Genomic DNA, 24,208 nt, shown 5'->3' with positions numbered 1-24,208 from the left:
AGGCACACTCATGACACTCGAAGCACTCCGCCCCGCGTCGCCGGCCCTGGCGCTCACCCCGCCGTCGTTCGACTCGGAGACCGTCACCGACTTCCTCCGGGACGGCTACTGGCTCGAAGCAGCCGACGTCGACGGCGACGGCAACCTCGACCTCATCGGCTACGGCCTGACCGTCGGGGAGATCTACTGGTACAAGTCCCCGACGTGGGAGAAGCACCTCATCGTCGACCGGATCAAGGAACCGGTCGGTGCCGACACGGGCGACATCACCGGCAACGGGCTGCCCGACCTGGTCGTCTGCTACCAGCTGTACGGTCCGGGCGGAACCATCCACCACGCCGACGGCGGCGGCGGCAAGATCGACTGGCTGGAGAACCCCGGTGACCCGGCCACGGCCACCGAGAACTGGAAGCGACACTACGTCGGCCGGGCGACCGGCATGCATCGCCTCCGTGTCGGGCACTTCTCCCGGACGGACCGCGTCCAGATCATCGGGTTCCCGATCGTCGCGGTCGAGGACGTGCACGCGGTCCTCCCGGTGATGCTGTTCACCCAACCCGACGACCCCACTGCGGAATGGGACGCCGAAGTGATCAGCCGCACCGATTTCCGGATGATCCACGGCGTCGCCAGCAAACCCGGTCTCATCCCCGGTTCCGCTCTGGACACCATCCTGATGGCGTCCGACGAAGGCGTCACTTGGCTCTACTACGACGATGTGACCGGACGGTTCGCCTGGGAACACATCGGCGACGGTGAGTCGAGCCAGTTCGAGCAGACGACGTTCAAGGGCTCCGGCGACGTCGACGGGGGCCGGATCGGGGACGACCCCCTGGCGTACGTCGCCGCGATCGAACCGTTCCACGGCAACACGGTCGCGGTGTACACGCGGACCACCGCCGACGCCACGGCGTCGACGTGGCAGCGGCACCTCCTCGACATCTACGGCGACCCGAACGAGAACGGTGAGGGCCCCGGCCACACGGTGATGTGTCGTGACTTCGACGGTGACGGCGACGACGAGTTCCTGATCGGCCTCCGCGGGCCGGATCCCTGGCAGGGCGCCTACTACTACAAGGCAGTCGACTTGGAGAAGGGGCTGTTCGTGAAGTGGAAGGTGTCCAGCGAATCCATCGCCCGCATCGTCGCCGGTGACTTCGAAGGCCGCGGGATCGACGACTTCGCCACCATCTCGTACTCGGTGCCGCACTACTTCGTCGCGCCGAAGGCCGAGATCACCCTCCACCGCAACCGCACGCCCCAGGAAGGCTGAACCATGCAGGCGAAGACCAGCACCGAAGTACCTCCCCCGAAGAACAGGGTCGGCCGACGGGGGTTCCTGTTCGGCTCTGCCGGCACAGCCGCGGCCGGGGCGATGATGGCGCTCGAGAACGGCAACCCGCTCGCAGCGATGGCGTCCGAGACGAACCACGATGCGCGCACGGTGGCAGGGGCCACGATCACGGCGAGTGATTCCCGGTACCTGGACATGATGACGGGCAACAACGTGCGATTCGTCGCTCGGCCCGACTACATCCGGCTCATCGGTTCGGCGAAGGACGCGGAGAGTGCGGTCCGATCGGCAGTCCGCGCCGGCAAGAAGCTCTCCGTCCGCAGCGGCGGCCACTGCTTCGCCGACTTCGTGTGCAACCCGGAGGTCGAGGTCATCCTCGACCTCTCCACGATGACGGACGTGTACTACGACCCCGCGATGCGCGCGTTCGCCGTCGAGCCCGGTGCACGGCTGCTGAACGTGTACGAGAAGCTCTTCAAGGGATGGGGTGTCACGATCCCGGGAGGCATCTGTTACAGCGTCGGCGCTGGCGGCCACATCGCCGGTGGTGGGTACGGCCTGCTCACCCGTGCACACGGCCTGGTGGTCGATCACCTCCACGCGGTCGAGGTCGTGACCGTCGACGAGCACGGCACGGTCTCGACGCACGTGGCCACTCGTGAGTCCAAGGGGGCGCTCGGCGACCTCTGGTGGGCGCACACCGGCGGTGGTGGGGGGAACTTCGGCATCGTCACGAAGTACTGGTTCCGATCCCCCGGCGCGACGGGGACGAACCCGTCGGACCTGCTCGTGAAGGCACCGTCCCGCGTGCTCGTGAGTGCGCTGTCGTTCCCTTGGGACCAGGTGGACGAGACCGCCTTCCGACGGCTCATGACCAACTGGAACACCTGGCACGAACGGTACAAGGACCCCGGCACGCCGGAATCGAACCTGTCGAGCCTGTTCAACCTGAACCACCGGGCACACGGCAGCCTGGGGATGTTCACCCAGATCGACGCGGATGCGCCGGACGCCGCTGGTGTGCTGCATCGGTTCATCGCTGCCATCACCGCCGGCGTCGATGTCAGCTCGGAGCCGATGACCGCTCCCAGCGGTGAGCTCCCTGCGCTCCCGGACTTCTACGAGACCAAGCAGATCTCATGGATGCAGGCAACTCGGACGGTCGGCACGAACAATCCCACCATCACGAACCCGACCAGTCGCGGCGCGCACAAGAGCGCCTACTTCAAGAAGGGGTTCACGGACCGACAGCTCGGCGTCATGTGGAAACAGATGACGCGGACCGACTTCACCAACCCGGACACGATGATGGTCTTGTTCTCCTTCGGGGGCCAAGTGAACGCCGTCGCCGAGGACGCCACCGCGAACGCGCAACGCGACACGATCTTCAAGATCTGCCTGCAGACCTTCTGGCAGGACGAGAAGGACGACGCCTTCTACCTCGGCTGGGAACGGGAGACCTTCGAGGGGCTCTTCCCGGAGACCGGTGGTGCGCCGGTTCCCGGCGATCAGATGGACGGTTGCTACATCAACTACCCAGACAACGACATGGCGGATCCGAAGCGCAACCGGTCGGGTGTGCCGTGGTCGACCTTGTACTACAAGGGCAACTACCCGCGGCTGCAGCGCGCGAAGCGACGATGGGACCCCGCCAATCACTTCACGCACAAGCTCGGTGTCGAGCTCCCGCCGAGGAAGGACGGGAACCGATGACCATCGAAGCCCCCACCACGAAGCGGCCACCGAAGCTGCCGTCGCTCACCGGTCTGCGGTTCTTCGCCGCGCTGCTGGTCTTCGGGTTCCACATCACGCTGTCCGCGTCTCCGATACCGCCGAACGATCCGATCAACCTCTTCGCGGACGAGCGGGTCGCGGACACCGCCGAGAGGATCTTCGTCACCACGGGCTACATCGGCGTCTCGTTCTTCTTCGTCCTCAGCGGGTTCCTGCTCGCGTGGGCCGCGAAGCCCGGCGAACGGATGACGTCCTTCTGGCGGCGCCGGCTCGTGAAGATCTTCCCGAACCACCTGGTGATGTGGGTGCTCGCCATGGTGTTGTTCGCCGCTTCGATCACGCCCGCCCACGCAGTCGTCCTAAACTTCTTCCTGCTCAACTCGTACTCTCCTGACGGCGCCGTGAACGTCGCCGTGAACCCACCATCCTGGACACTCTGCAGCGAGTTGTTGTTCTACATGCTCTTCCCGCTCATCATCATCGGGCTGCGGAAGATCCCGGGGAACCGGTTGTGGTTCTGGGCGGCGATGATGGTCGTCGGGATGATCCTGGTGCAGATCATCAACCTCACGGTCGTGCCGGACAGCCCGAGATCCGCGCTCACCCCCGTGTCCTCGTTCCAGTTCTGGTTCGGTTACATCTTCCCGCCGGCACGCCTGTTCGAGTTCATCCTCGGATCGCTCCTCGCCCGTATCGTCATGGAGCACCGCTGGCCCGCCGTGCGCATGTGGCAGGCACTGCTCGCGTGCGCCGCTGGCTACGCGCTCGCCAACGTGGTGCCCTTCGTGTGGACGTTCAACGTGGCGACGATCGTCCCCATCGCGATGCTCATCGCGACGGCGGCCAGCGGTGACGCGGCCGGTAGGCCGACCTTCCTGCGGTCTCGGCCGATGCAGTGGCTCGGTGACACGTCGTTCGGGTTCTACCTGTGTCAGGGCGTCGTCATCTTCTGGGTCCGCCAGATGATGCAGAACGCGACCTTCTCGACGCCGGTGGCGCTGTTGCTCATCGCGGCGTTCTTCGGTCTGACGATCCTCGGCGGCTGGGCGCTCTACGCGCTCGTCGAGAAACCCATGATGGATCGGTTCGCACGGCCTCGTCGGAAGTTACTCCCGGCGCCCGAGCCGGCAGTGGCGACGCCGACGGTGTGAGCAGCGAGAAGGCCCGACCCCAGCGGGGTCGGGCCTTCTCGCTGCGCGCTCAGCGCACAGCCGGAGCAGCGTTCGTGACCCGTTCCTCCACTCCGCGTCCGAGCAGCTCGAGCGCACCGGCTGCAGCTGATCCGGCGTCCGGCGTGTACATCAGGACGCGGTGGCCGGAGTCGTCCGGCGGTGTGAGCACCTCGAAGTTGAGGTCGAAGTCGCCGACCTCCGGATGGCGGAACGACTTCAGGCCGGACACGCAGTTCTCCACGGGGTGCTTCGCCCACAGCGTGCCGAACTCCGGGCTCTTCACGGTCAATTCCCCGACGAGCGCGGTCAGCTGCGTGTCTTCGGGGCTCTTCCCGCCGAGGACCCGGAGGGACGACACCGCCCGGACAGCTTCTTCCTGCCACCGCGTGTACAGCTCGCGGGTGTGGGCATCGAGGAAGAGCATGCGCGTCATGTTCGGCCGCTCACCCATCCGCTCGGGGCTCTCGAAGTCGAGGTGCCCGGCGACCAGGCGGTGCCCGAGGGCGTTCCAGCCGAGTACTTCACTGCGTTTGCCGATGATGACCGCCGGCGTCGATGCCAGCGAGGTGATCAGCCGGACGGTGCCCGGCCGGGCGTGGTCCGGCTTCGCGGCAGATCGCCGTTTCGGCGTCGAGTGCTCGGGACGCGCGAGGTTGAAGAGGTGTGCACGCTCGTCGTCATTCAGGTTGAGTGCACGGGCGATCGAAGCGATCACCGCCTCTGACGCGTTCGTGCTCAGACCCTGCTCGAGCCTCGAGTAGTAGGTCGGGCTGACACCGGCGAGCATGGCGAGCTCTTCGCGGCGGAGTCCCGGAACCCGGCGCACACCGTAGCCCTGCAGCCCGACGTCTTCGGGCTGCAGGGCGGCGCGACGGACGCGAAGGAAGTTCCCCAGTTCGTTCGGACCGTTCATCTGCTCATTCTGCTGCCGGATAGACCGATCTGTCCTGTCACTGTCAGTGACAGGCACGGCGGGGTGTGGCTGGTGGATCGGGTGGTGGCGATGGTTGGAACACGTCAGAACCCTGGCGAACCTGATCCACCGGGCACGAAGAGAGGCCACCGTGACCACTGAACACGCAACGGACGTCACGTCGACCACGTCGACGACGGGCGACGGCAGGGCGATGACGACGAAGCAGCGGGTCGCACTGACCGTGCTCCTCACCGCGAGCTTCACACTCGCCGTCGACTTCTCGATCCTCAACGTCGCACTGCCGACCATCGGGGCCGACGTCGGGTTCGCGATCGAGAACCTGCAGTGGATCGCGACGGCGTTCGCACTGTGCGCCGCCGGATTCACCCTCCTGATGGGTCGAGTGGCCGACATCGCAGGTCGTCGCCGCATGTTCCTGATCGGGATGGTGCTCCTCGGCTCGGGCTCGTTGGCGGGCGGGCTCGCGACGACTCCGGAACTCCTGCTCGTCGCCCGAATCGCACAGGGCTTCGCCACCGCGATCGTCGTTCCCGCTGCCCTCGCACTCCTGCTCAGCGCCTTCCCCGAAGGCGCCGCCCGGGACAAGGCGCTCGGGTTGAACGGCTCGCTGATGGCCGCCGGGTTCACCACCGGCGCGATCCTCGGCGGGCTGCTCACCGACCTGCTGTCCTGGCGGTGGGCGTTCCTGATCAACGTCCCGGTCGCGGTCGCGGTGCTCGTCGTGGCACCGATGGTGCTGCAGGACAGTCGAGCCGCCCAGCGGACGCGCCTCGACGTCCCGGGCGCCATCACGGTCACGCTCGGCCTGCTCGCCCTGGTGTTCGGGCTGACCACCGCTGCTGAGACGTCCTGGATCGACCCGGTCGTCATCGTGTCGTTCGCTGCCGCAGTGGTGCTGCTCATCGCCTTCGCGTTCATCGAACGGCGTGCGTCGTTCCCCTTGGTGCCGCTCGGTGTCCTCCGGCGCTCCAGCGTGTCCTGGGGCAACATCGCCGGGATGCTCGCGTTCGTCACCGAGACCTCGTTGGTCTTCCTGCTGACGCTGTACCTGCAGAAGGTGCTCGGGTACACGCCACTGGCAGCGGGGCTGTCCTTCGCCGTGCTCGGCATCGGGACGGTCCTCGGTGGTCTCGTCGGTCCGCGGGTCATCGGCCGGTTCGGGAACAAGGCGGCCATCGTCGGGGGCTTCGTCGTCCAGGGGATCGCGACGCTCACGCTCGTGCTGATCTCCGACGACGCATCGTCGATCTGGCTGGTCCTCGCGGCCACGTTCGTCGGAGGAGTCGCGAACCTCGTCGTCATCGTCGGGTTCATGGTCACCGCGACGTCCGGGCTCCCGGAAAGCGAGCAGGGCATGGCGACGGGGCTCACGACCATGAGTCAGCAAGTCGGCATCACGATGGGCACCCCGATCATGAGTGCCGTCTTCACGGCAGTGGCCCTCGCGAGCACCGCGCCGCAGGCCGAGGCCGTGCTGACCGGCGTCACGACCGCGATCTGGGTGAACGGCGGGATCTGCATCGCCGCCGCCGTCGCCGTCGCGCTCTTCCTCCGGGGGCGTGTCAAGACCGCCTGATCGGATCAGGCAGGCGGACGGCCTCGCGTGCACCCCCTGTGCGCGAGGCCGCTGCACGCGGTCATGCGCAGGGGCGACGACTCAGAACTGCCGGTTCGCCACATCCGCCCGGTGCGACACCGCCAGGACGTCCCGCAGCCGCTCCGCCGGCAACGGTGCTCCCTGATCCGCCAGGTAGTCCGCCGCGAACCCCTCGGCACTCGCCGCGTAGATCCCCGTGTACGCCCCGGACTCCGGCTCGAAGCGCCACGACTCGGCCAGGGTCCCGGCGTCCACGGTGTCGAATCCGAGCAGCTGCACGAGCTCGGCGACCACGGCCTTGGCCTGCTCGTCGTCGCCCGCGATCGGCAGTGCGGTGCGGGGCGCGGAGTCGGCGAGGTTCGGGATGTGGTGCGCGACGATGTTGTTGAACGCCTTGACGATCCGGGTGCCGGGCAGGAGCGTCTGCTCGCACTCCGCCGTGGTCGTCGCGAGGCTGTCGAGCTGCTCGATCCGCCCGTCGCGACCGGGGTAGTAGTTGCCCGTCGACAGCACGGTCCGCCCGGCGAAGGCATCGAGGTCGGGTGCGAGTGCCGGGTAGGCGGTGAGCGGGATGGCGAGGACGGGCACGTCGCCGAACTCGACGGCCTGTCGCACGGTGCCGGCCTGGGCGCGCGGGCCGAGCTCGGCGACGAGGTCCTGCAGCGACTCGGGGCCGCGCGAGTTCGCGATGAGGACGTCGAGGTCGGCGGCGACGGCCAGGCGTGCGATCGCGGTGCCGATGGCTCCGCTGCCGATGATGCCGATGCGGTTCATGTGGTGCCCTTTCAACAGTGGGGAGGTCAGGGGAGAGCGGGGGCTTCCCACCCGCGCCGCGACAGGGCGGAGAGGGCAGCGGACGACGAGTCGTCGGCCATCGCGGCACCCCGGACCCAGCTGGTCGCCAACGCGGCGAGGAACAGGTCCCTTGCGCGGACGTCGGCACGCGCGCGACCGGAACGCTGCGCGGCACTGAGGAACTCGTCCGTGGTGGTGATGAACCCCTGGCAGGTCATGGCGAGCGGCGACGAGTCGGACGACGCGGCGGCACGGAGCGGTTCGGGCAGTCCGTAGAACGTGCCCGCCCACTCGGTGACGGCGTCGAGCCAGCCGTGCAGGGCGTCGGCGGCGTCGAGGGAGCCGTCGCGCAGGGCTTCGCGACGGGCCACCAGGTGTTCGTCGCGCGCGGCGAGGAGCTCGGCGAGCAGGGCCTCGCGCGTGGGGAAGTGCCGGTAGAGGGTGCCGGCGCCGACGCCGGCCTGCTTGGCGATCGCGTCGAGCGATGCGGTGGCGCCGTGCTCGGTGAACGCGCGCTCGGCGACCCGCAGGATGTGGTCCCGGTTCCGCAGCGCGTCAGCCCGCGCGGGACGCGGGGAGTGCAGTGAACGCGGCGCGCGCCCGGCGGGAGCGGTCTGCTCGGGCATGGCGGGCCTCCAGGCTGTGGCGTCGAGTACCGGAGAGGCTCTCCGGAATCACCACAGTACAGGAGACCCTCTCCGTTTCGACGCTGCAGCGCGACGCCCAGGCGTCAGGACTCCTCGGTAGCCTCCGCCGCGTCCGCCAGGTCCGTCCGCGTGTTCGCGTGGATCGGCTCGCTGTGCCCGAAGGTCTTCGCGGCGGCGCGCAGCCGCCCGACGAACTCCCGGTTGTCCATCTCGAGTTCGTCCTCTTCCGCGTCCGCGACGACGATCTCGCTCGCGGGCCCGATCAGGACCTTCGTGGTCGTCATGGTGCCGTCGTCGGCCACGGCCGGCACGTCGACGGTGTCGGCCCGGTCGCCTCCGGCGAGGGCCGCGGCGTACTCGATCACGGCGTCGGCGACGTCGTCACCGACCAGGATCGTGGTGGCGTCGTAGTGGATGTGCTTCATCGCGTACTCCTTCCCGGACCCATACAAACGCGGGGCGCGGGAACCGGCTTCAGGATGACCGCTGCGCGCGGTGGTCCGGGTCCGGGGACTCCAGGGCGTTCCACACGTCCGCCCAGACGAGCTCGAAGTCGACGGCGCTGATGCGGTCCGACCGGAGCGCCTGCTCCAGGATCGACAGGGCGTCGAGGGAGCCGGTGAGCAGGCGTTCGTCGCCGTGGACCTCGCGGCGGCCGTCGCCCAGGAACGTCGTCACGGTGACGGACCGCACCCGTGGGCGGAGCGCGCGGGTGGCACGGGCGAGGACCGCGAAGCCTCCGCCGTAGACGAGCAGCGCGGTGGTCGTGCCGACGGCGGGGACCGAGACGGCGAGCACCAGGGCGGCGAGGGCGACGAGCGCCCCGACGGCTGGCCAGACGTGCCAGGCGCGCAGCAGCAGGCGCTCGCCGGTGTTCGTGCCGGGCGGGAACACGACCAGGGTCCGCGAGCTCCACAGCGTCCGGCCGACGGGCCGGATCGTGTACCGGCCCCACAGGTGGGTGCCGTCGAGCAGCCGGGTGCGGACCGGCAGCGCGGTCGTCATCGGTCGACCGGCGCGAGTTCGGTCCGGGCGGGCGCGAGTTCCGCGCGCACCGGCGCGAGTTCCGCCCGGACCGGTTCGACGACGTCGCGGTGCCGGACGGTCGCCAGGCACGGGAAGCAGACCAGGTCACCTTCGCGGACGTCGGCGGGCAACGGAGCCGGGAGGCGGTGGAACGGACCGTCGGCCTGACCGTCACAGCGGGTGACGACGTACATCGGGGAGAGGGGAGCGGTGCTCCGGCGTCCGATCAGGCGCACCTGGTCGAGCACGGCGCAGGTCGGCAGGACCGCGTCCAGTTCCAGGAGCACCACGCCGGGGCGCGGTCGCCGCACGCGGGTGACCGACGCCACGGCGACGCTCACGTCGCGGGCCACCCAGCCGCGCGGCCGGTACCGCGGCGGGGACTGCTCGGCGGTGTGCACCGTCGGGGTGCCGGTGAGGTCGGCGAGCCGGACCATCGAGATGGCCGAGACGAGCAGGTCGTCGGTGGTCGCGACGGTGTGGGCCGGCCAGAGGGACGGGTCCATCGGATCGGGGAGCGACGCGCGGAGCGTCGGCATGATCGCAGTCAGTGTCACGACCACACGCTCTCGCGCGCTCGAACGGCGCGGAAGGGCTCCTGACGGAACCCCTACGGCCGGCGGCGGAGTCCTGACGGAGTGCTCACCGGCGGGGGGCCGAGCGCAGCGCTGCGGTCCACCCGAGGGAGATCACGCCGGCACCGATCAGGGTCTTCACCACGCCACCGAGGACGAACGGGTACAGCCCGTACTGCAGGGTCTGCTGCAGGTCGAGGCCGAGTGCCACCGCGAGCCACGCCATCCCGGCGGCGAAGGTGACGACGGTGCCCAGGGCGAAGGACAGCAGCGCGTTCCGCAGCGGGCGGTCGCCGAAGCGCTCGGCGACCCAGCCGACCAGGGCCGCGGCGGCGACGAAGCCGACGATGTACCCGCCCGAGGGACCGACGAGCACGCCGACCCCGGCCGAACCGTCCGCGAAGACCGGCAGCCCGACGACGCCGAGCAGCGCGTAGACGAGCATCGACATGGCACCGCGGCGAGCACCGAGGGCACTGCCGACGAGCAGCACGGCCAGGGTCTGCCCGGTGATCGGGACGGGCCAGATCGGGACGGACACCTGCGCGGCTCCGGCGGTCAGCAGTGCGCCACCGAGGACCAGGGCGGTGCTGACGACCGCGGTGCGGGGGAGCAGTGCGTCGGCGAGCGGACGGTGTGCGGCGGGGGTGATCGTGGTCATGGTGTTCCTCGCTGGGGAAGAAAGAGGTCGGGGGAGCAGGAGCTGCGGGAGCAGCGGTCAGACCGCGACGGCGGCCAGCAGGGACTCGGCGTCCCGCCGGGCCCCGGCCACCGCGGCGGCGTCGAGGCCGCAGGCGCGCAGGCAGGTCGCGACGAGGGCGTCGCGGTCGGCGTCCTGCACGGGCCCGGACCGGCGGAGCTGGATGACGGTCTCGGCGATCTGGATGAGCACGGCACCGAGGCGCGACGGGGAGACGCCGGTTGCGACCTCCGCGGTGGCGGCGCGCGAGCCGAGGCGCCCGTAGGCCTCCTGCAGCTCCACGCGCTCGGCCCGGAAGCCGTCGTAGCGCTCGCCCTGCACCTCGGGCAGCAGGTACAGCGTGCCGATGTTGTGCGGCGTGCGGGCGAGGGTGTCCACGTCGGCGACGACCAGCGCGGCCAGGGCAGCGGCTGCCGAGGCCGACTCCGGCACGAGCTGCTCGAGGCCGCGGACCAGCTCGAGGCTCGGACGCACCGAGGTCGTGAGCAGCTCGACGAGCATGTCGTCCTTGCCGGCGAAGTGGTAGTACAGCGAGGCCTGCCGGATCCCGACCCGTTCAGCGATCGCCCGGGTCGAGGTCGCGCTGATGCCGTTCTCGACGAACAGCGCGGCGGCGGCGTCGAGGATCTGGTCGCGGGGGCTCAGCGCGGAGTCGGCGTTCGGCACGGCCCGAGGTCGGCCGGGGCGCACGGGCCGGTCGTCGGGGGTCATGCCCCCATCCTGGCAGCCGGCGTCCGTCACGACTGCTCCCGGTACGCGCGCCAGCCACCGTGGTGGGTGATGTCCTCGGCGCCCTCGACCGCGAACGGCTCGACCAGGAACCCGGTGACCTCGGTGCCGTCGTCGAGCGCCACGGTGCCGATCGCCATCGGTGCTGGCAGGGCTGCGACGAAGGTGCCGAAGCCGGCGGCGGGCAGGCGCCAGACCTCCCCGACGATGCCGGAGCCCGGTGCAGCAGCGCCGGACGCGACCGGACCCACGCGGACCAGCCCGGGCTTGGGCGGCATCGTGTCGAGGGCGTACAGCCGGTAGTCGGACGCGGTGCGGGCCTCCCGGACGAACGATCCGCCGGACGCGACCAGCTGTCCGTTCAGCGGCTGATCGCGCAGGTGCGCCCCGACGACCAGCAGGTCGAGGGTCGGGGCGGCGAACGCGGTCGCCAACGCCGCCAGGCGGCGGTCGCTGAACGCCGGACCGGTGAGCATCACGCCGAACGGCAGCCCGTCGACGAAGCCGGCGGGTACGGCGAGCGAGGCCATGTCGAGCAGGTTCGCGAAGTTCGTGTACCGACCCATCCGGCTGTTCGCGCCGATCGGGTCGGTCGCGACCTGCTCGAGCGTCGGGTGCCACGTCGTCGTCGGGGTGAGCAGGGCGGTCGTGCCCTCGAGTGCGGCGCGACCCGCTGCCCCGAACGCGTCGAGTCGTTCCTGGTCGGCGAAGAGCTCCGCGGCGGTCGGTCGTGCACCGCCGAGCACGATCGCGGCGACGGACGGGTCGAGGTCGGCACCGACCTCGTCGCGGTGGGCCTCGATGTGGGCGCCGACGGCCGCGTACCGCTCGGCGACGAACGCGCCGTCGTAGAGCAGCGACGCGGCGTCGAGCAGGCGTGCGATGTCGACCTCGACCACCTGGTGTCCGAGCGCGCGGAACCGTTCGACGGCGGCGGCGAACGCCTCGGCCCAGCCGGGTGCGAGCCCCTCGAGCTGCGACGGCAGCGGTACCGCGATGCGCGGGACGGCGGGCAGGTCGGCGAGGGCCAGGTCGGGCCGTGCGAGCGGGTCGACGCCGTCCGGACCGGCCATCAGCTCGGCCGCCGTGCGCGCCAGGTCGAGCGACCGGGCGAACACCGTGACGCAGTCCTGCGAGCGGCAGGCGGGGACGACCCCGGTGTTCGGCACGAGCCCCTTCGTCGGCTTCACCCCGACCAGGTTGCCGAGCGCGGCGGGCACCCGGCCGGACCCGGCGGTGTCGGTGCCGAGCGCGAAGTCGACGATGCCCAGGGCGACCGCCGTGGCGGAACCGCTCGACGAGCCGCCGGAGATCCGCGTCGGGTCCCAGGCGTTCCGGACCGCGCCGAAGGGCGAGCGGGTGCCGACCAGGCCGGTGGCGAACTGGTCGAGGTTCGTCTTGCCGACGACGACGGCGCCGGCGGCGCGGAGCCGGGCGACGGCGGTCGCGTCGGCGGCGGGGTCGTGGGCGTAGGAGCGGGCGGCGGCGGTCGTGGGCAGGCCGGCGACGTCGATGTTGTCCTTCACGGCGAACAGCAGGCCCGCCAGGGGCAGGGACGGGTCGACGGCGAGGGCCTCGGCCAGGACGTCGGTGCGGTCGCGCAGGGTGATCCAGACCTCGGGGCGGTCGACGGCGTCGATGCGGGCGAAGGCGTCGCGGACGCGGGCCGCGGCGGACGTCGTGGCGGCCGCGGCGGCGGTCCCGCTCACGCTGCCGCTCCGATCGCCGCGAGGACCTGCCCCGGCGCGACCTGGTCGCCCGGCTTGATGTACACCTCGAGCACGTGGCCCGGCACCGGTGCGTGCACCATCGACTCCATCTTCATCGCCTCCACGGCCAGCAGCTTCTGCCCCTCGTCCACCCGGTCGCCCGGTCGGACGTCCACCTGCCACACGGTCGAGGTGAACGGGGCGTACACGGCGGTCGACCCCTCGGGCACGGTCACGGCGTCGGCCACCACGGCGGCCGGCTCGTCACGGACGTCGAACTCGCCCGATGCCCGCCACCGCTCCTTCTCCTCACCGAACGCCTGCGCCTGCTGCGCCCGGAAGTCGGCGATGGACCCGGCGTTGTCGGCGAGGAACCGGTTGTACGACGCGATCGAGAACTCGCCCTCGACGGTCTCGAACGAGCCCCGCCCGGCGTCCGTCTCGGCCCGCAGCTCGAGCAGCTCGTCGGCGCCGACCGGGTACCACTCGATCCGGTCGAAGAACCGCAGCGCCCACGGGTCCTCCTGGAACAGCCCACCGCGGCGGAACCGGTTCCAGATCTGCACGGTGCGGCCGACGAACTGGTAGCCGCCAGGACCCTCCATGCCGTAGATGCACAGGTACGCGCCACCGATGCCGACGGAGTTCTCGGCGGTCCAGGTGCGGGCCGGGTTGTACTTCGTCGTGACCAGCCGGTGCCGGGGGTCGAGCGGCGTCGCGACCGGGGCGCCGAGGTACACGTCACCGAGCCCGAGCACCAGGTAGCTCGCGTCGAACACGGTGCGGAAGACGTCGTCGACGCTCTCGAGCCCGTTGATCCGACGGATGAACTCGATGTTCCACGGCGTCCACGGGGCGTCGTTCCGGACGCCGTTCATGTACCGCTCGATCGCCAGGCGGGTGGCCGGGTCGTCCCACGACAGCGGCAGCTTGACGGTGCGCGACGGCACGACGAGCTGGTCGGTCGGCGGGATCTCGTCCTCGAGCTCGCGGAGCAGCCCCGCCACGTCGCGCGCCTTGAGCACGGACGCGTCGGTGTGCACCTGCAGCGACCGGATGCCCGGCGTGATGTCGAGGATCCCCTTCGGCGTGTGCTCCTGCAGCTTCGTCATGAGCGCGTGCACGCGCATCCGCAGCGCGATGTCGAGGGTCATGTCGCCGTACTCGACGAGCACGTTGTCGTCGCCGTCGCGTCGGTACGCGACGCTCGGCCGCACGTCGGTCGCGTCCAGGCGGGCGATCACGCCGTCGTCGCCGTCGCCTCCGGTGCTGCCGTCGCTCCCGGTGCGCGGCACCGTCCTGGAGGCCCGGTGTGCGTCGAGCGCGGCGGCGTCGGCTTCGCGGACGGGGACGAACCGGACCGTGTCACCGGGTCGGAGCTGGCCCAGCTTCCACAGGTCGCCGCTGGCCACCACGGCGGGGCAGACGAAGCCGCCGAGCGACGGCCCGTCCGGCCCCAGGATGATCGGGGTGTCCCCGGTGAAGTCGATCGCACCGACCGCGTACGGGGTGTCGTGGATGTTCGACGGGTGCAGACCGGCCTCGCCGCCGTCGGTCCGCGCCCACTCGGGTCGGGGGCCGATGAGCCGGATGCCGGTGCGCGCCGAGTTGTGGTGGACGGCGTAGTCGGTGGCGTAGAAGACGTCGAGGTCGGCGCGGGTGAAGAAGTCCGGGGCCGCGTGCGGGCCTTCGGTGACGCCGATCTCCCACGCGTCGGTCAGGGCGGTGCGACGGTCGGCCGGGGTCGGCCCGCCCACCAGACCCAGACGGGTACCGGACGGGAACGCCGGGTGCGGGGCGTCCGAGTCCGGGGAGCCCGGGCGCAGGACGTCGCCGGCGAGCAGTGCCCGACCGGCGTGGCCACCGAAGCCACCGAGCGTGAAGGTCGCGGTCGACCCGAGGTACGTCGGCACGTCGAAGCCGCCGCGGACCGCCAGGTAGGTGCGGAGGCCCGGACCGGGGGCCGTGCCGATCGCCAGGGTCTGGCCGGCGCCGACCTCGACCGGCTCCCACAGCGCCACGGGTTCGCCGTCGAGGGTGACCGGGGCCGGGGCACCCGTGAGCGCGACCACCGAGGCGGCCGAGAACCGGAGCGTCGGGCCGGTGGCGGTGACCTCGAGCGCGGGGGCGCCGTCCGGGTTGCCCACCGCGCGGTTCGCCTCGGCGAAGGACGCCGCGTCGAACGGGCCGCTCGGCGGCACACCCACCTGCCAGTACCCCACCCGGCCGGGCAGGTCCTGGATCATCGTCATGGTGCCCGGCGCGACGACGTCGATGCGCGGGTCCGGGTCCTCGGTCGCGTCGAGCGTCGAGGTGGAGTGCGTGGCGGTGCGGAGCTCGAGGTCGTCGGTCAGCGCGCGGAGGAGCCCGGCGTTCGTGACGATGCCGTCGATGCGGGTGGTCGCGAGCCCGTCGCGCAGCAGGTCGAGGGCGTCGTCGCGGGTCTCCCCGGTCGCGATCACCTTCGCGAGCATCGGGTCGTAGAACGCGGACACCTCGGAGCCGGTCTCGACCCAGCCGTCGACGCGGATGCCGGTGCGCTCGCCGGATGCGGTGGTCGCGCTCGGGAACACCGCCTGGGTGACGAGGCCGCTGGAGGGCAGCGAGCCCTTCGCGGGGTCCTCGGCGTAGACGCGGGCCTCGACGGCGTGGCCGTTCGGGTTCCAGGTGCGGTCGAACACGTCGGGGTCGATGCCGGCGGCACCGTCGCGGGCCAGGCGGAGCATGAGCTCGACGAGGTCGACGCCGAACACTTCCTCGGTGACCGGGTGCTCGACCTGCAGGCGGGTGTTCACCTCGAGGAACGACGCCTCTTCGCGCACCGGGTCGTAGACGAACTCGACGGTGCCGGCGCTCCGGTACCCGACGCTCTCGGCCAGGCGGCGGGCGGACGCGTGCAGCTCGGCGCGGACGTGCTCGGGCAGCGCCGGTGCCGGGGCCTCCTCGATGACCTTCTGGTTGCGGCGCTGCAGGGAGCAGTCGCGGTCGCCGATCACCGCGACGCGGCCCTCGCCGTCGCCGAAGAGCTGGACCTCGACGTGCCGGGCCGGCCGCACGAGCCGTTCGAGGAAGATGCCGGCCGACCCGAAGTTCGCCGTCGCCAGCCGGACGACGCTCGTGTACGCCTCGCGGACCTCGTCGAGCGTCGAGCAGGCCTGCATGCCGATCCCACCACCACCCCCGGTGGCCTTGAGCATGACGGGCAGACCGATGCGCTCGGCCTCGGTCACGGCGTCGTCGACGCTGGCGAGCAGCCCGGTGCCGGCGAGCATCGGGACCCCGGCGGCCGCGGCGAGCTCGCGGGCGGTGTGCTTCGCGCCGAACCGGACGATCTGGTCGGCGGTCGGTCCGACGAACCGGATGCCGGCGTCCTCGCAGGCGCGGGCGAACTCGGTGTTCTCGGACAGGAACCCGTAGCCGGGGTGCACGAGTCCGGCGCCGGTGTCCTTCGCGGCCTGCACCACGGCGTCGATGCGCAGGTACGAGTCGCGGGCGGGTGCGGGACCGAGCCGGACGGCGGTGTCGGCCTCGCGGACGTGGGGTGCCGCGCGGTCGGCGTCGGAGTAGACGGCGACGGTGCGCATGCCGAGTGCCTTGGCGGACCGGATGATGCGACGGGCGATCTCACCGCGGTTCGCGACGAGGACGGTGTCGGTGCTGAGGGCAGGGGTCTGGTTCACGGTGGCGGTCCCGGTGGGGTCGGGCGCGGCGGTCACGGCTGGACCACGATCATGCGCAGCGGTGTGCAGGAGAAGTCGTTGCAGGGGTTGTTCATCTGCGGGCAGTTCGAGACGACGACGAGCACGTCCCGCTCGGCACGGATCGCGACCCGCTTGCCGGGGGCGCTCATGCCGTCGACGATCCCGAGGGCGCCGTCGGCCTCGACCGGCACGTTCATGAACCAGTTGAGGTTCGACACGATGTCGCGGGCACCGAGTCCGTGGCGGCCGGCCTCGGCCAGGAAGTTCTCGCGGCAGCCGTGCTGGTACTGGGTGTGGTGCCCGTACCGCAGGGTGTTCGACTCCTTCGAGCACGCGCCGCCGATGGTGTCCTGCCGGTCGATCTCGTTCGCGACGACGGTCATCAGCGGACGGCCCTCGTTCGACATCAGCACCGTGCCGGTCCGGACGTACGCGTTGCCCTGTGCGGCGAGGGTGTCCGGCACGCTGTACCGCTCGTCGGGGTCGTGGGCGTCGTAGAGCAGGCAGTCGGCGCTCTGGTTGCCGCCGACGTCGACGATGGTGAGCACCTGGCCGGCACGGACCACGGCGGACCACGGTGCGAGCGGGGCGACCCGGTCGTCGCGGACCACCGCGCCGGGCACCAGGGACTCGCTCCAGTCGAGGGCGACGTCCGGGTCGTGGACGGCCCCGACGGGGACGGTGGAGGTGCGGATGTGGGTGTGGGTCGTCGTACCGGTCATCACAGGCCTCGGGCTTCCGCGTAGTCGATCGAGTTCAGGTAGGCGCGGGTGAGCTCCGGCGTCGCGGTGAACCGTTCGTCGGCCGCGGTCGTCGGGGTCCCGCGCCAGGCGTGCACCCGGAGCGGTCCGACGACGTAGTCCGGTCGCGGGTCGATCGGGTGCGCGACGTCGGCGACCAGCACGAGCAGCGGCAGCTCGGCGACGAGCGTGACGTGGGTGCCCGCTCCGGCCGAACCGGTGAAGGTCATCGCCCCCTCGTCGTCGATCCGCACGCCCTGGAAGAACGAGACGCTCGGTGGCAGGTCACGCTTGGTGAGTCCGTGCTTGGCGGCGGCCTTCGCGAAGAGCGACCGACCGCTCGGGGAGCGTCCCTCGGGTGCGGCGTCGCCGTACTTCCGTTCGTTCCACGCGTCGGTCGAGGTGCCGCAGAAGGCGTCGTGGTGCCCGGAGGTGTCCTCGAGCACGGTCGCCAGTGCCCGGCCGTCCCCGCTCAGCAGCGGCGACCCCTGGCCCAGGTACGCCTGCCACGGGATCTTCTGGGTGTCGGCGACGTTGAGCCGCTCCCACGGTTCGAGCGCGTTGCACACCAGGACGTTGGCGCAGGCGTCACCCGTCGGGTCGTCGAACCGCAGCCGTGACCCGCGGGCCAGCACCTTGTGCGTGTACCCGCCGGGTGCCACCGTCTCCGCCCACACGAGCTGCGCGGGGTCGACGCCCGCGGGGGCGAACGGCGACGACGACGCCGGCAGGTACGGCATGTACTCGGACTGCGAGCCGGCCTGGGCACGTGCGTCGGACCGGGAGGCGAGCACGCTGTCGGTCTGGTGGAGGTCGCGCATGGGGTTCCTTCCGGGTCAGGCTTCGACGGAGGCGGAGGCGGAGGCGGACGCCGGGGCCTCGGCCACCGGGTTCGCGGCAGCCGCGGCTGCGGGGACGGGCACCGCCGCGGTGGTGGGGACCTCGGCCAGGGTGATCGGGCCGTGCACCCGGTGCCGCCAGCTCGACCACGCCCAGCCGACGAGCAGCACGCCGCCGATGAACAGCAGGGCGCTGTACTGCAGCCACCACGAGGTGCCGGTCAGGTCGTAGATCTCCGGCCGGGGCCAGATGAGGTTGATCGCCATGCCGATCTGGAACGCCACGGCCAGGGCGTTGAGCGGGATGCCCCAGCGGCCGAGCGTGAACAGCGGCTTGCCGTCCTCGTCCACCCCGGTCGGCAGGCCCGTGCGGCGGAGCGTGATGCGCTGGACCAGCAGCGGCCCGGTGACCCCGAGGTAGGCCAGGTAGAGCATCGCGATGCACAGGCTCGACAGGGCGGTGAAGATCGCGGACTGCCCGATGTTGACGGCGAGGGCCAGCCCGGCGCCGACCCCGACGACGATCGACGCGGCGATCGGGGTGCCGGTGCGGGGCGAGACCCGGGCGAGGGTGCGGTGGAAGGGCAGCGCCTTCTCGCGGGCCATCGAGTAGACCATCCGGGCGCCGGCGGTCTGCACGGCCAGGGTGCAGGCGAAGACGGCGACTGCGACGGTGCAGAGCAGGAGCCGACCGAAGACGTCGCCGAGGGTCGAGGTGATCACCCACGCCAGGCCCTGCGAGGCGAGCTTGCCGTCGGTCAGGCTCGGCGCGGCGACCAGGGCGCCGATGATGAGCAGCCCGCCGCCGAGGCCGGAGACCGTCAGCGCCCGGACGATCGTCTTCGGGGTGGTCCGGCGCGGGTTGTGGGTCTCCTCCGCGAGCTCACCGGCGGAGTCGAAGCCGACCATCACGTACGCGGCCATCAGCGAGGACGCCAGGAACGCCCACACGTAGGGCTCGGTGCTCGTCGAGCCGGCGGTCGTGAACACCACGGAGGCACTGCGGTGCGGCAGCAGGAACAGGGCGCCGATGAGCACGACCACGCCGACGATCTCGATGAGCACGCCGAAGCTCGTCACGCGGGCCATCAGCCGGACGCTCGTGATGTTCACGATCGTGGTCACGGTGAGCATCACCAGCCCGAGGACCACCGCGTTCGCCGCACCGGTCGGCGACGCGACGGACGGGTCGGCGCCCGGACCGCCGACGATCTGGAACCCGTCCCAGATCGCGGGGAGCACGGCCTGCACGGCGATGGCCGCCACCGCGACGGTGAGGATCTGGCCGATGATCATCGTCCAGCCGGTGAACCACCCGAAGCGGGCTCCGGCCAGACGGCTCGACCACTGGAAGATCGCGCCCGAGATGGGCCAGCGGGCCGCGAGCTGCGCGAAGTTCACCGCCACCAGCAGCTGGCCGCCGAAGACCAGCGGCCACGCCCAGAAGAACGCGGCACCGCCCAGCCCGAAGCCGAGTCCGAACAGCTGGAAGACCGTGGTGAGGATCGAGACGAAGGAGAAGCCCGCCGCGAAGGAGGAGAACGAGCCGACCCCGCGGTGGAGCTCCTGCTCGTAGCCGAGGCGGGCGAGCCCCTGCGTGTCGACGTCGGACGTGGCGCGCGGTGCGTGGAGCGGTGCTTGCGGAGAACGCATGACTGCAGACCTTTCGCGGAGTACCTGTCGGGTGACAGGTAGTGCGACAAGTGTCTTGCGGCCCTGTGTCGGCGCCGTTGCCCGTCTGTTTCGAGTGCGTGACGGGAAGCGGCGGCGTGTAAACGTTCCGAGTCGGCGGGCGGTTCAGCCGCCGCGGGGGATCACTCGATGTCGACGTCCCGCTTGCCCCGGCGGACGATGAGCGGGTCCGGCTTGCCGATCACGTCGGCGTCCTTGTCCGGGTAGTCGAACTGCGTCAGGAAGTACCGCATCGCGTTGAGCCGTGCGCGCTTCTTGTCGTTCGACCGCACGATCGTCCACGGCGCGTACCGCTTGCTCGTCCGGGTGAACATCGCCATCTTCGCCTCGGTGTAGTCCTCCCACCGGTCGAGCGACAGCAGGTCGATGTCGGACAGCTTCCACCGCCGCACCGGGTCGAGCTGCCGCATCGCGAACCGGGTCCGCTGCTCGCGCCGGGTCACCGAGAACCAGAACTTCGTCAGGTGGATGCCGGAGTCGACGAGCATCCGCTCGAACTGCGGCACCTGGGTCATGAAGGACTCGTACTCGTCGTCGTCGCAGAACCCCATCACCCGTTCGACGCCGGCACGGTTGTACCAGGAGCGGTCGAACAGGACCATCTCACCGGCGGCCGGCAGGTGCTGCACGTACCGCTGGAAGTACCACTCACCGCGTTCGCGCTCGGTCGGCTTGCTCAGCGCGACCACCCGCGAGGTCCGGGGGTTGAGGTGCTCCGTGAACCGCTTGATCGTGCCGCCCTTGCCCGCGGCGTCACGCCCCTCGAACAGCACGACGACCTTCTGCCCGGTGTCCTCGAGCCAGTACTGGCACTTCAGCAGCTCGATCTGCAGCAGGTACTTCTGGTACTCGTACTCGTCCCGCGGCAGGCGTTCCGAGTACGGGTAGTCGTCCTGCCAGGTCAGCACCGGGTTGCCGTGCGGGTCGATCAGGTCCGGGTCGGCCGTCTGGCCGCCCGCGACGCTGTACCCCTCGGTCCGCAGCTGTTCGATGTACTCCCGCAACGGCTGCGAGTACGGCGCTGTGTCCACGGTGTCCTCCCTCTGCGAGCCGATCGGCTGTCGGCCCCAGAACCATCCTGGCCCGGCCACCCGCACGACCGCCCCACGCCTCGCCCTGGACGCGACCCGACGACGGCCTGGAGGCGCGGTGCGGGCCCGCCCCGTGCCTCCCGTCCGCATGTGGTCCTTCACAGGCATGGCGGAGCCATGGCCGGCCGGTCACCCCGTGATGCAGACAGTCCCCGGGTCGGCGGATCGCCGTCCCGGGGACTGGTTGGAACTGCTCGGCGGATCACGCTGATCCGCCGCGTTCGTCAGGTCAGACGGCCGCGGTCGCCTCATCGCGGTGCGGGAGCTTCCAGCCCGGACGCACGAAGTGGCAGGTGTAGCCGTGCGGGTTCTTCTCGAGGTAGTCCTGGTGCTCGTCCTCGGCCTCCCAGAACGGGCCGGCCGCGGTGACCTCGGTGACGACCTTGCCGGGCCAGATGCCCGACGCATCGACGTCCGCGATGGTGTCGAGCGCGACCTGCTTTTGCTCGTCGGTCGTGTAGAAGACGGCCGAACGGTAGCTGCGACCGATGTCGTTGCCCTGGCGGTCCTTCGTCGACGGGTCGTGGATCTGGAAGAAGAACTCCAGCAGGTCCCGGTACGAGATCTGGGACGGGTCGAAGACGATCTCGACCGACTCGGCGTGGTCGCCGTGGTTGCGGTACGTCGCGTTCGGCACGTCGCCGCCGGAGTAGCCGACGCGGGTGCTGACGATGCCGGGACGACGACGGAGGAGCTGCTGCGCTCCCCAGAAGCATCCGCCGGCGAGGATGGCGGTCTCGGTGGTGGTCATGGTGGCCTCCTGGGCTCTCGTGTCACTGGCTGCGACACCGTGTGGTGCAACCGGCAACAGGGACGATCTGTTCCCGTCGTCAGGTCCGCTGTGGGGCACGGACCCACCCGGGTGTGCGGTCGGTACGACTCGACCCTACGAGTCCGTGCTCCGTGTCACCCCTGCGCTACGGTCAGGCCACATGAAGCGGTCATCCGTGCACGACGAGGGGCAGCGCCGTCCGCGTGGTTCGTGGGGACTGGGGCTCGCGCTCTGTTCCCTCGTGTTCCTCGAGGTGTTCGCGACGATCGGCTCGCTGCCGGGGATGGTCGCCGCGCAACTGGAGCAGTACACGCCCTGCGCTTCCGACGTGACGTTGCAGTGTTCGTACGCCGTCGGGGAGACCGCGCAGTTCCTCGTACCGCTGGTCGCACTCATCGTCACGATCACGACCTGGGTCATCGGAGCGTCCGGTGTTCCCACGGTGCGGCGACGGGTAGTGACGCCAGCGATCGGCCTCGTGGTCATCGTCCTGACCTTCGTGCTCGGCGTCGTCGCGATCGATCTGTCGATCAGGTGATCGTGCCCCGCTTCAGTACGCGTAGGTGCCCTGCACGGAGTACACCCGGAGCTGGGTCATCGTTGCGACACCCTGGCTGATCGTCGGCATCGCGATCGCGCCGGTCCAGGTGTCCGACGGGCCGCCGCTGCTGACTGCGCCACCGACGCGGAGCCCCCCGGTGCTCGCCTGCTCGTCGGCGCCCAGGGAGTGGTAGGCGACGCCTTCGCCGGCAGCGTCGTGGTTGACCACGATCCGGATCTGCTGGTTGTCCGCGTCCCAGACGCCGGTGACGAACGTCCACTGGTCCGTCAGCCCCCGAGTCCGCGCTGGTGACACGCACGTGCCGCTCGTCAGGTCGGGCTGCGACTTCACGCAGAAGCGGTAGTCGTCTCCCGCCCACTGCAGGTAGAAGACCGACCCGGTCGGTCCGTCCATCGACACGGCAGTTCCGTACCGACCCTCCTGCGCCGCCGACGGTTTCATCCAGGCGGACACCGTGTAGCTCTTCGTCGTGTCGATCGGCGCTGAGGCGGTGCGGTTGAAGCCGGAGAGGGCAGCCCAGTAGCCGAGGCTCCACTTCTTCGTCTTGCCCTCACACGCGGTGTCGCGCGACAGGAAGTAGTCCTCACCGGACAGGCACTGGAAGACCTCGGCTGACCCGTTCCACTTGGTCGGGACGTCCGCTGCCGTCTTCCAGGCGTACCCGAGCGCCTTGGGCTTCCCGTCCGCGCCGACCTGCATGGTGAAACCAGATGGGCACGCGCCGGTGACCGTGGCCGTGTAGATGCCACTCGTGCAGGTCTTGACCTGGATCATGTTCGACGGGACGTCAGCCGACCGCCCGTAGACCTGCAGTCCGCCGAGCCCCATCTCGTAGGTCTTGCCGGTCGCAGACGTCGAGTGCGCACCCCCACCCTTGTAGCGGTTGACGCGAACGACGTCGTCCTGCTCGATGGAGGGGGCCCCCAACGGGATCGCCCCGACGTCGAGTGGCGTCGTGCTCGTGGTGGGGTCGAGCGTCAGCGCTTGCGCGGCACGTGCACCGGTGCCGGCGTACGAGCTGTCGTCGCCGATCACGGTCGGCGAGGCGACGGTTCCGCGACCCGACACTGATTCGCCCTGCTGGCCCGACCAGGCGTGTCCTGCGTTCGAGGGACCGGTACCGACACGGGGATCGTCATCTGCGGCCACGCTGTTGCCGGGGACCACCAGGCCGTCTCTGCCGCTCCCGGCGTACGCGGTCGAGACGTTGGCGGCCTTGTCGATGCTCTTCACCCACAGTCGACTCGTGCTGTCGGACGGTGTGAAGCTGATCTTCGCCGTACCGCTGGCATCTGCGCAGACGTAGACGACGATGCCGTCACGGAGGTCGCACGAGTGGTACCCGGTCGCGGTGGACACCGCTTCCGAAACCGGCTGGACCGGCTGGAGGCTGCCGCCGTCGGAGAGCCAGTACTGGAACCCGCGGATGTCCTTGTCCTTGGTGCTGGCGGTCACCGTGGCGGTCACCTTCGTGCCCACCCTGTACGAGGCGGGCAGCCCGGAGACGGTCGGAGGGTTCGGCACGGTGCTGTCGGAGGAGAAGTAGCACCAGCCCGTCCAGCCGCCCCAGTCGGTACCGTCGTTGCTCTTCGCACGGAACATGTAGTGGCCGTCAGCGAGGGCGCCCTTCGGGATCTGGACGCTCTGGGGCCCTGCGCTCGTCAGGTCGACGCCGTCCGACCAGGCGATCGTGTCCGGGTCGTCGGAGCGCATGACGTGGAAGGTCGTGCGCACGAGTCCACCATCGGGATCACTGGCCTTGACCTGCAACGTGATGGGCTGGGCTGCGTTGTTGACGAACGCGCTGTTGGCGTCACTCGTGCCACAGGCGCGCGTGGGACTCGTGATCGTGATGCCGCTCGGCGTGTTCGGCTTCGTGTTGTACTCGATGGTGAG

At 70.5% G+C, this 24,208-nt stretch carries 21 protein-coding genes; 5 read left to right on the top strand and 16 right to left on the bottom strand.

All coding sequences use genetic code 11. The features are described 5' to 3' along the window. Positions 1 to 10 precede the first annotated feature (10 nt). From BIU95_RS00105 to BIU95_RS00095, 3 genes are read left to right on the top strand one after another with little or no spacing between them, the layout of a single operon-like run. Positions 11 to 1,273: a VCBS repeat-containing protein gene (locus tag BIU95_RS00105; RefSeq protein ID WP_017887641.1), complete on the top strand. Its 1,263-nt coding sequence runs from the start codon at positions 11 to 13 to the stop codon at positions 1,271 to 1,273. A gap of 3 nt (positions 1,274 to 1,276) precedes the next feature. Beyond that, positions 1,277 to 3,007, top strand: coding sequence for an FAD-binding protein (locus tag BIU95_RS00100; RefSeq protein WP_071249827.1), 1,731 nt, complete (start codon positions 1,277 to 1,279; stop codon positions 3,005 to 3,007). After that, on the top strand, positions 3,004 to 4,179 hold the full coding sequence (locus BIU95_RS00095; RefSeq protein ID WP_017887639.1) for an acyltransferase: 1,176 nt from the start codon (positions 3,004 to 3,006) through the stop codon (positions 4,177 to 4,179). Before BIU95_RS00100 ends, BIU95_RS00095 begins: the two co-directional genes overlap by 4 nt. Positions 4,180 to 4,228: 49 nt before the next feature. On the opposite strand, the gene BIU95_RS00090 is transcribed toward BIU95_RS00095, so the two are convergent. Continuing rightward, positions 4,229 to 5,113: a helix-turn-helix transcriptional regulator gene (locus BIU95_RS00090; protein WP_017887638.1), complete on the bottom strand. Its 885-nt coding sequence runs from the start codon at positions 5,111 to 5,113 to the stop codon at positions 4,229 to 4,231. Positions 5,114 to 5,327: 214 nt separating this feature from the next. Between BIU95_RS00090 and BIU95_RS00085 the strand changes: the two genes are divergently transcribed. Further along, the gene (locus BIU95_RS00085; RefSeq protein ID WP_071250362.1) at positions 5,328 to 6,713 is read left to right on the top strand and encodes an MFS transporter; all 1,386 of its coding nucleotides are present in this window, start codon (positions 5,328 to 5,330) and stop codon (positions 6,711 to 6,713) included. 81 nt (positions 6,714 to 6,794) lie between these two features. On the opposite strand, the gene BIU95_RS00080 is transcribed toward BIU95_RS00085, so the two are convergent. From BIU95_RS00080 to msrA, 14 genes are all read right to left on the bottom strand, one after another. After that, positions 6,795 to 7,508 (bottom strand): NADPH-dependent F420 reductase, encoded by a 714-nt coding sequence (locus BIU95_RS00080; protein WP_071249825.1) that lies wholly within the window; start codon positions 7,506 to 7,508, stop codon positions 6,795 to 6,797. Positions 7,509 to 7,534: 26 nt separating this feature from the next. Further along, positions 7,535 to 8,155: a TetR/AcrR family transcriptional regulator gene (locus BIU95_RS00075; RefSeq protein WP_071249823.1), complete on the bottom strand. Its 621-nt coding sequence runs from the start codon at positions 8,153 to 8,155 to the stop codon at positions 7,535 to 7,537. 104 nt (positions 8,156 to 8,259) lie between these two features. Beyond that, positions 8,260 to 8,601 (bottom strand): hypothetical protein, encoded by a 342-nt coding sequence (locus BIU95_RS00070; RefSeq protein ID WP_071249821.1) that lies wholly within the window; start codon positions 8,599 to 8,601, stop codon positions 8,260 to 8,262. 49 nt (positions 8,602 to 8,650) lie between these two features. Continuing rightward, positions 8,651 to 9,181: a DUF6611 family protein gene (locus BIU95_RS00065; RefSeq protein ID WP_071249819.1), complete on the bottom strand. Its 531-nt coding sequence runs from the start codon at positions 9,179 to 9,181 to the stop codon at positions 8,651 to 8,653. Beyond that, on the bottom strand, positions 9,178 to 9,759 hold the full coding sequence (locus BIU95_RS18475) for a hypothetical protein (protein WP_156463869.1): 582 nt from the start codon (positions 9,757 to 9,759) through the stop codon (positions 9,178 to 9,180). Before BIU95_RS18475 ends, BIU95_RS00065 begins: the two co-directional genes overlap by 4 nt. A gap of 85 nt (positions 9,760 to 9,844) precedes the next feature. Next, the gene (locus tag BIU95_RS00055; protein ID WP_071249817.1) at positions 9,845 to 10,438 is read right to left on the bottom strand and encodes a biotin transporter BioY; all 594 of its coding nucleotides are present in this window, start codon (positions 10,436 to 10,438) and stop codon (positions 9,845 to 9,847) included. A 57-nt stretch (positions 10,439 to 10,495) separates the two neighbouring features. Next, the gene (locus tag BIU95_RS00050; RefSeq protein WP_071249815.1) at positions 10,496 to 11,188 is read right to left on the bottom strand and encodes a TetR/AcrR family transcriptional regulator; all 693 of its coding nucleotides are present in this window, start codon (positions 11,186 to 11,188) and stop codon (positions 10,496 to 10,498) included. Between the two features lie 26 nt (positions 11,189 to 11,214). After that, positions 11,215 to 12,915: an allophanate hydrolase gene (locus tag BIU95_RS00045; RefSeq protein WP_071249813.1), complete on the bottom strand. Its 1,701-nt coding sequence runs from the start codon at positions 12,913 to 12,915 to the stop codon at positions 11,215 to 11,217. Beyond that, positions 12,912 to 16,595 (bottom strand): urea carboxylase, encoded by a 3,684-nt coding sequence (gene uca, locus BIU95_RS00040; protein WP_071250360.1) that lies wholly within the window; start codon positions 16,593 to 16,595, stop codon positions 12,912 to 12,914. Before uca ends, BIU95_RS00045 begins: the two co-directional genes overlap by 4 nt. Before the next feature lie 32 nt (positions 16,596 to 16,627). After that, a complete protein-coding gene (locus tag BIU95_RS00035; protein ID WP_071249811.1) occupies positions 16,628 to 17,338 on the bottom strand; it encodes an urea amidolyase associated protein UAAP2 in 711 nt (236 codons plus the stop codon). Further along, positions 17,338 to 18,177, bottom strand: coding sequence for an urea amidolyase associated protein UAAP1 (locus BIU95_RS00030; RefSeq protein ID WP_071249809.1), 840 nt, complete (start codon positions 18,175 to 18,177; stop codon positions 17,338 to 17,340). The genes BIU95_RS00035 and BIU95_RS00030 overlap by 1 nt, the downstream gene beginning before the upstream one ends. 15 nt (positions 18,178 to 18,192) lie before the next feature. Next, positions 18,193 to 19,848, bottom strand: a complete 1,656-nt coding sequence (locus BIU95_RS00025) for an APC family permease (RefSeq protein ID WP_071249808.1) — start codon at positions 19,846 to 19,848, stop codon at positions 18,193 to 18,195. A gap of 161 nt (positions 19,849 to 20,009) precedes the next feature. Further along, positions 20,010 to 20,918: a polyphosphate kinase 2 gene (gene ppk2 / locus BIU95_RS00020; protein ID WP_017887624.1), complete on the bottom strand. Its 909-nt coding sequence runs from the start codon at positions 20,916 to 20,918 to the stop codon at positions 20,010 to 20,012. A 289-nt stretch (positions 20,919 to 21,207) separates the two neighbouring features. After that, a complete protein-coding gene (gene msrA, locus BIU95_RS00015; protein ID WP_017887623.1) occupies positions 21,208 to 21,729 on the bottom strand; it encodes a peptide-methionine (S)-S-oxide reductase MsrA in 522 nt (173 codons plus the stop codon). Between the two features lie 181 nt (positions 21,730 to 21,910). On the opposite strand from msrA, the gene BIU95_RS00010 reads away from it, so the two are divergent. Beyond that, positions 21,911 to 22,288 carry a hypothetical protein gene (locus BIU95_RS00010; RefSeq protein WP_042536973.1) on the top strand — a complete coding sequence of 126 codons (378 nt, stop codon included), beginning with the start codon at positions 21,911 to 21,913 and terminating at the stop codon, positions 22,286 to 22,288. A gap of 12 nt (positions 22,289 to 22,300) precedes the next feature. Here BIU95_RS00010 and BIU95_RS00005 read toward each other — a convergent pair. Further along, positions 22,301 to 24,208, bottom strand: a 1,908-nt coding sequence (locus BIU95_RS00005; protein WP_071249806.1) for a LamG-like jellyroll fold domain-containing protein, incomplete at its 5' end; no start/stop codon positions are given.

Source organism: Curtobacterium sp. MCBA15_007, from assembly GCF_001864905.1.
GTDB classification, from domain to species: Bacteria; Actinomycetota; Actinomycetes; order Actinomycetales; family Microbacteriaceae; genus Curtobacterium; species Curtobacterium poinsettiae.
This window is presented reverse-complemented; position numbering and strand designations above follow the sequence as displayed.

Excerpts from the sequence above, each read along its gene's own strand:
- BIU95_RS00105 (WP_017887641.1), top strand. The coding sequence starts at position 11 with ATGACACTCGAAGCACTCCGCCCCGCGTCGCCGGCCCTGGCGCTCACC.
- BIU95_RS00100 (WP_071249827.1), top strand. The coding sequence starts at position 1,277 with ATGCAGGCGAAGACCAGCACCGAAGTACCTCCCCCGAAGAACAGGGTC.
- BIU95_RS00095 (WP_017887639.1), top strand. The coding sequence starts at position 3,004 with ATGACCATCGAAGCCCCCACCACGAAGCGGCCACCGAAGCTGCCGTCG.
- BIU95_RS00090 (WP_017887638.1), bottom strand. The coding sequence starts at position 5,113 with ATGAACGGTCCGAACGAACTGGGGAACTTCCTTCGCGTCCGTCGCGCC.
- BIU95_RS00085 (WP_071250362.1), top strand. The coding sequence starts at position 5,328 with ATGACGACGAAGCAGCGGGTCGCACTGACCGTGCTCCTCACCGCGAGC.
- BIU95_RS00080 (WP_071249825.1), bottom strand. The coding sequence starts at position 7,508 with ATGAACCGCATCGGCATCATCGGCAGCGGAGCCATCGGCACCGCGATC.
- BIU95_RS00075 (WP_071249823.1), bottom strand. The coding sequence starts at position 8,155 with ATGCCCGAGCAGACCGCTCCCGCCGGGCGCGCGCCGCGTTCACTGCAC.
- BIU95_RS00070 (WP_071249821.1), bottom strand. The coding sequence starts at position 8,601 with ATGAAGCACATCCACTACGACGCCACCACGATCCTGGTCGGTGACGAC.
- BIU95_RS00065 (WP_071249819.1), bottom strand. The coding sequence starts at position 9,181 with ATGACGACCGCGCTGCCGGTCCGCACCCGGCTGCTCGACGGCACCCAC.
- BIU95_RS00055 (WP_071249817.1), bottom strand. The coding sequence starts at position 10,438 with ATGACCACGATCACCCCCGCCGCACACCGTCCGCTCGCCGACGCACTG.
- BIU95_RS00050 (WP_071249815.1), bottom strand. The coding sequence starts at position 11,188 with ATGACCCCCGACGACCGGCCCGTGCGCCCCGGCCGACCTCGGGCCGTG.
- BIU95_RS00035 (WP_071249811.1), bottom strand. The coding sequence starts at position 17,338 with ATGACCGGTACGACGACCCACACCCACATCCGCACCTCCACCGTCCCC.
- BIU95_RS00030 (WP_071249809.1), bottom strand. The coding sequence starts at position 18,177 with ATGCGCGACCTCCACCAGACCGACAGCGTGCTCGCCTCCCGGTCCGAC.
- BIU95_RS00025 (WP_071249808.1), bottom strand. The coding sequence starts at position 19,848 with ATGCGTTCTCCGCAAGCACCGCTCCACGCACCGCGCGCCACGTCCGAC.
- msrA (WP_017887623.1), bottom strand. The coding sequence starts at position 21,729 with ATGACCACCACCGAGACCGCCATCCTCGCCGGCGGATGCTTCTGGGGA.
- BIU95_RS00010 (WP_042536973.1), top strand. The coding sequence starts at position 21,911 with ATGAAGCGGTCATCCGTGCACGACGAGGGGCAGCGCCGTCCGCGTGGT.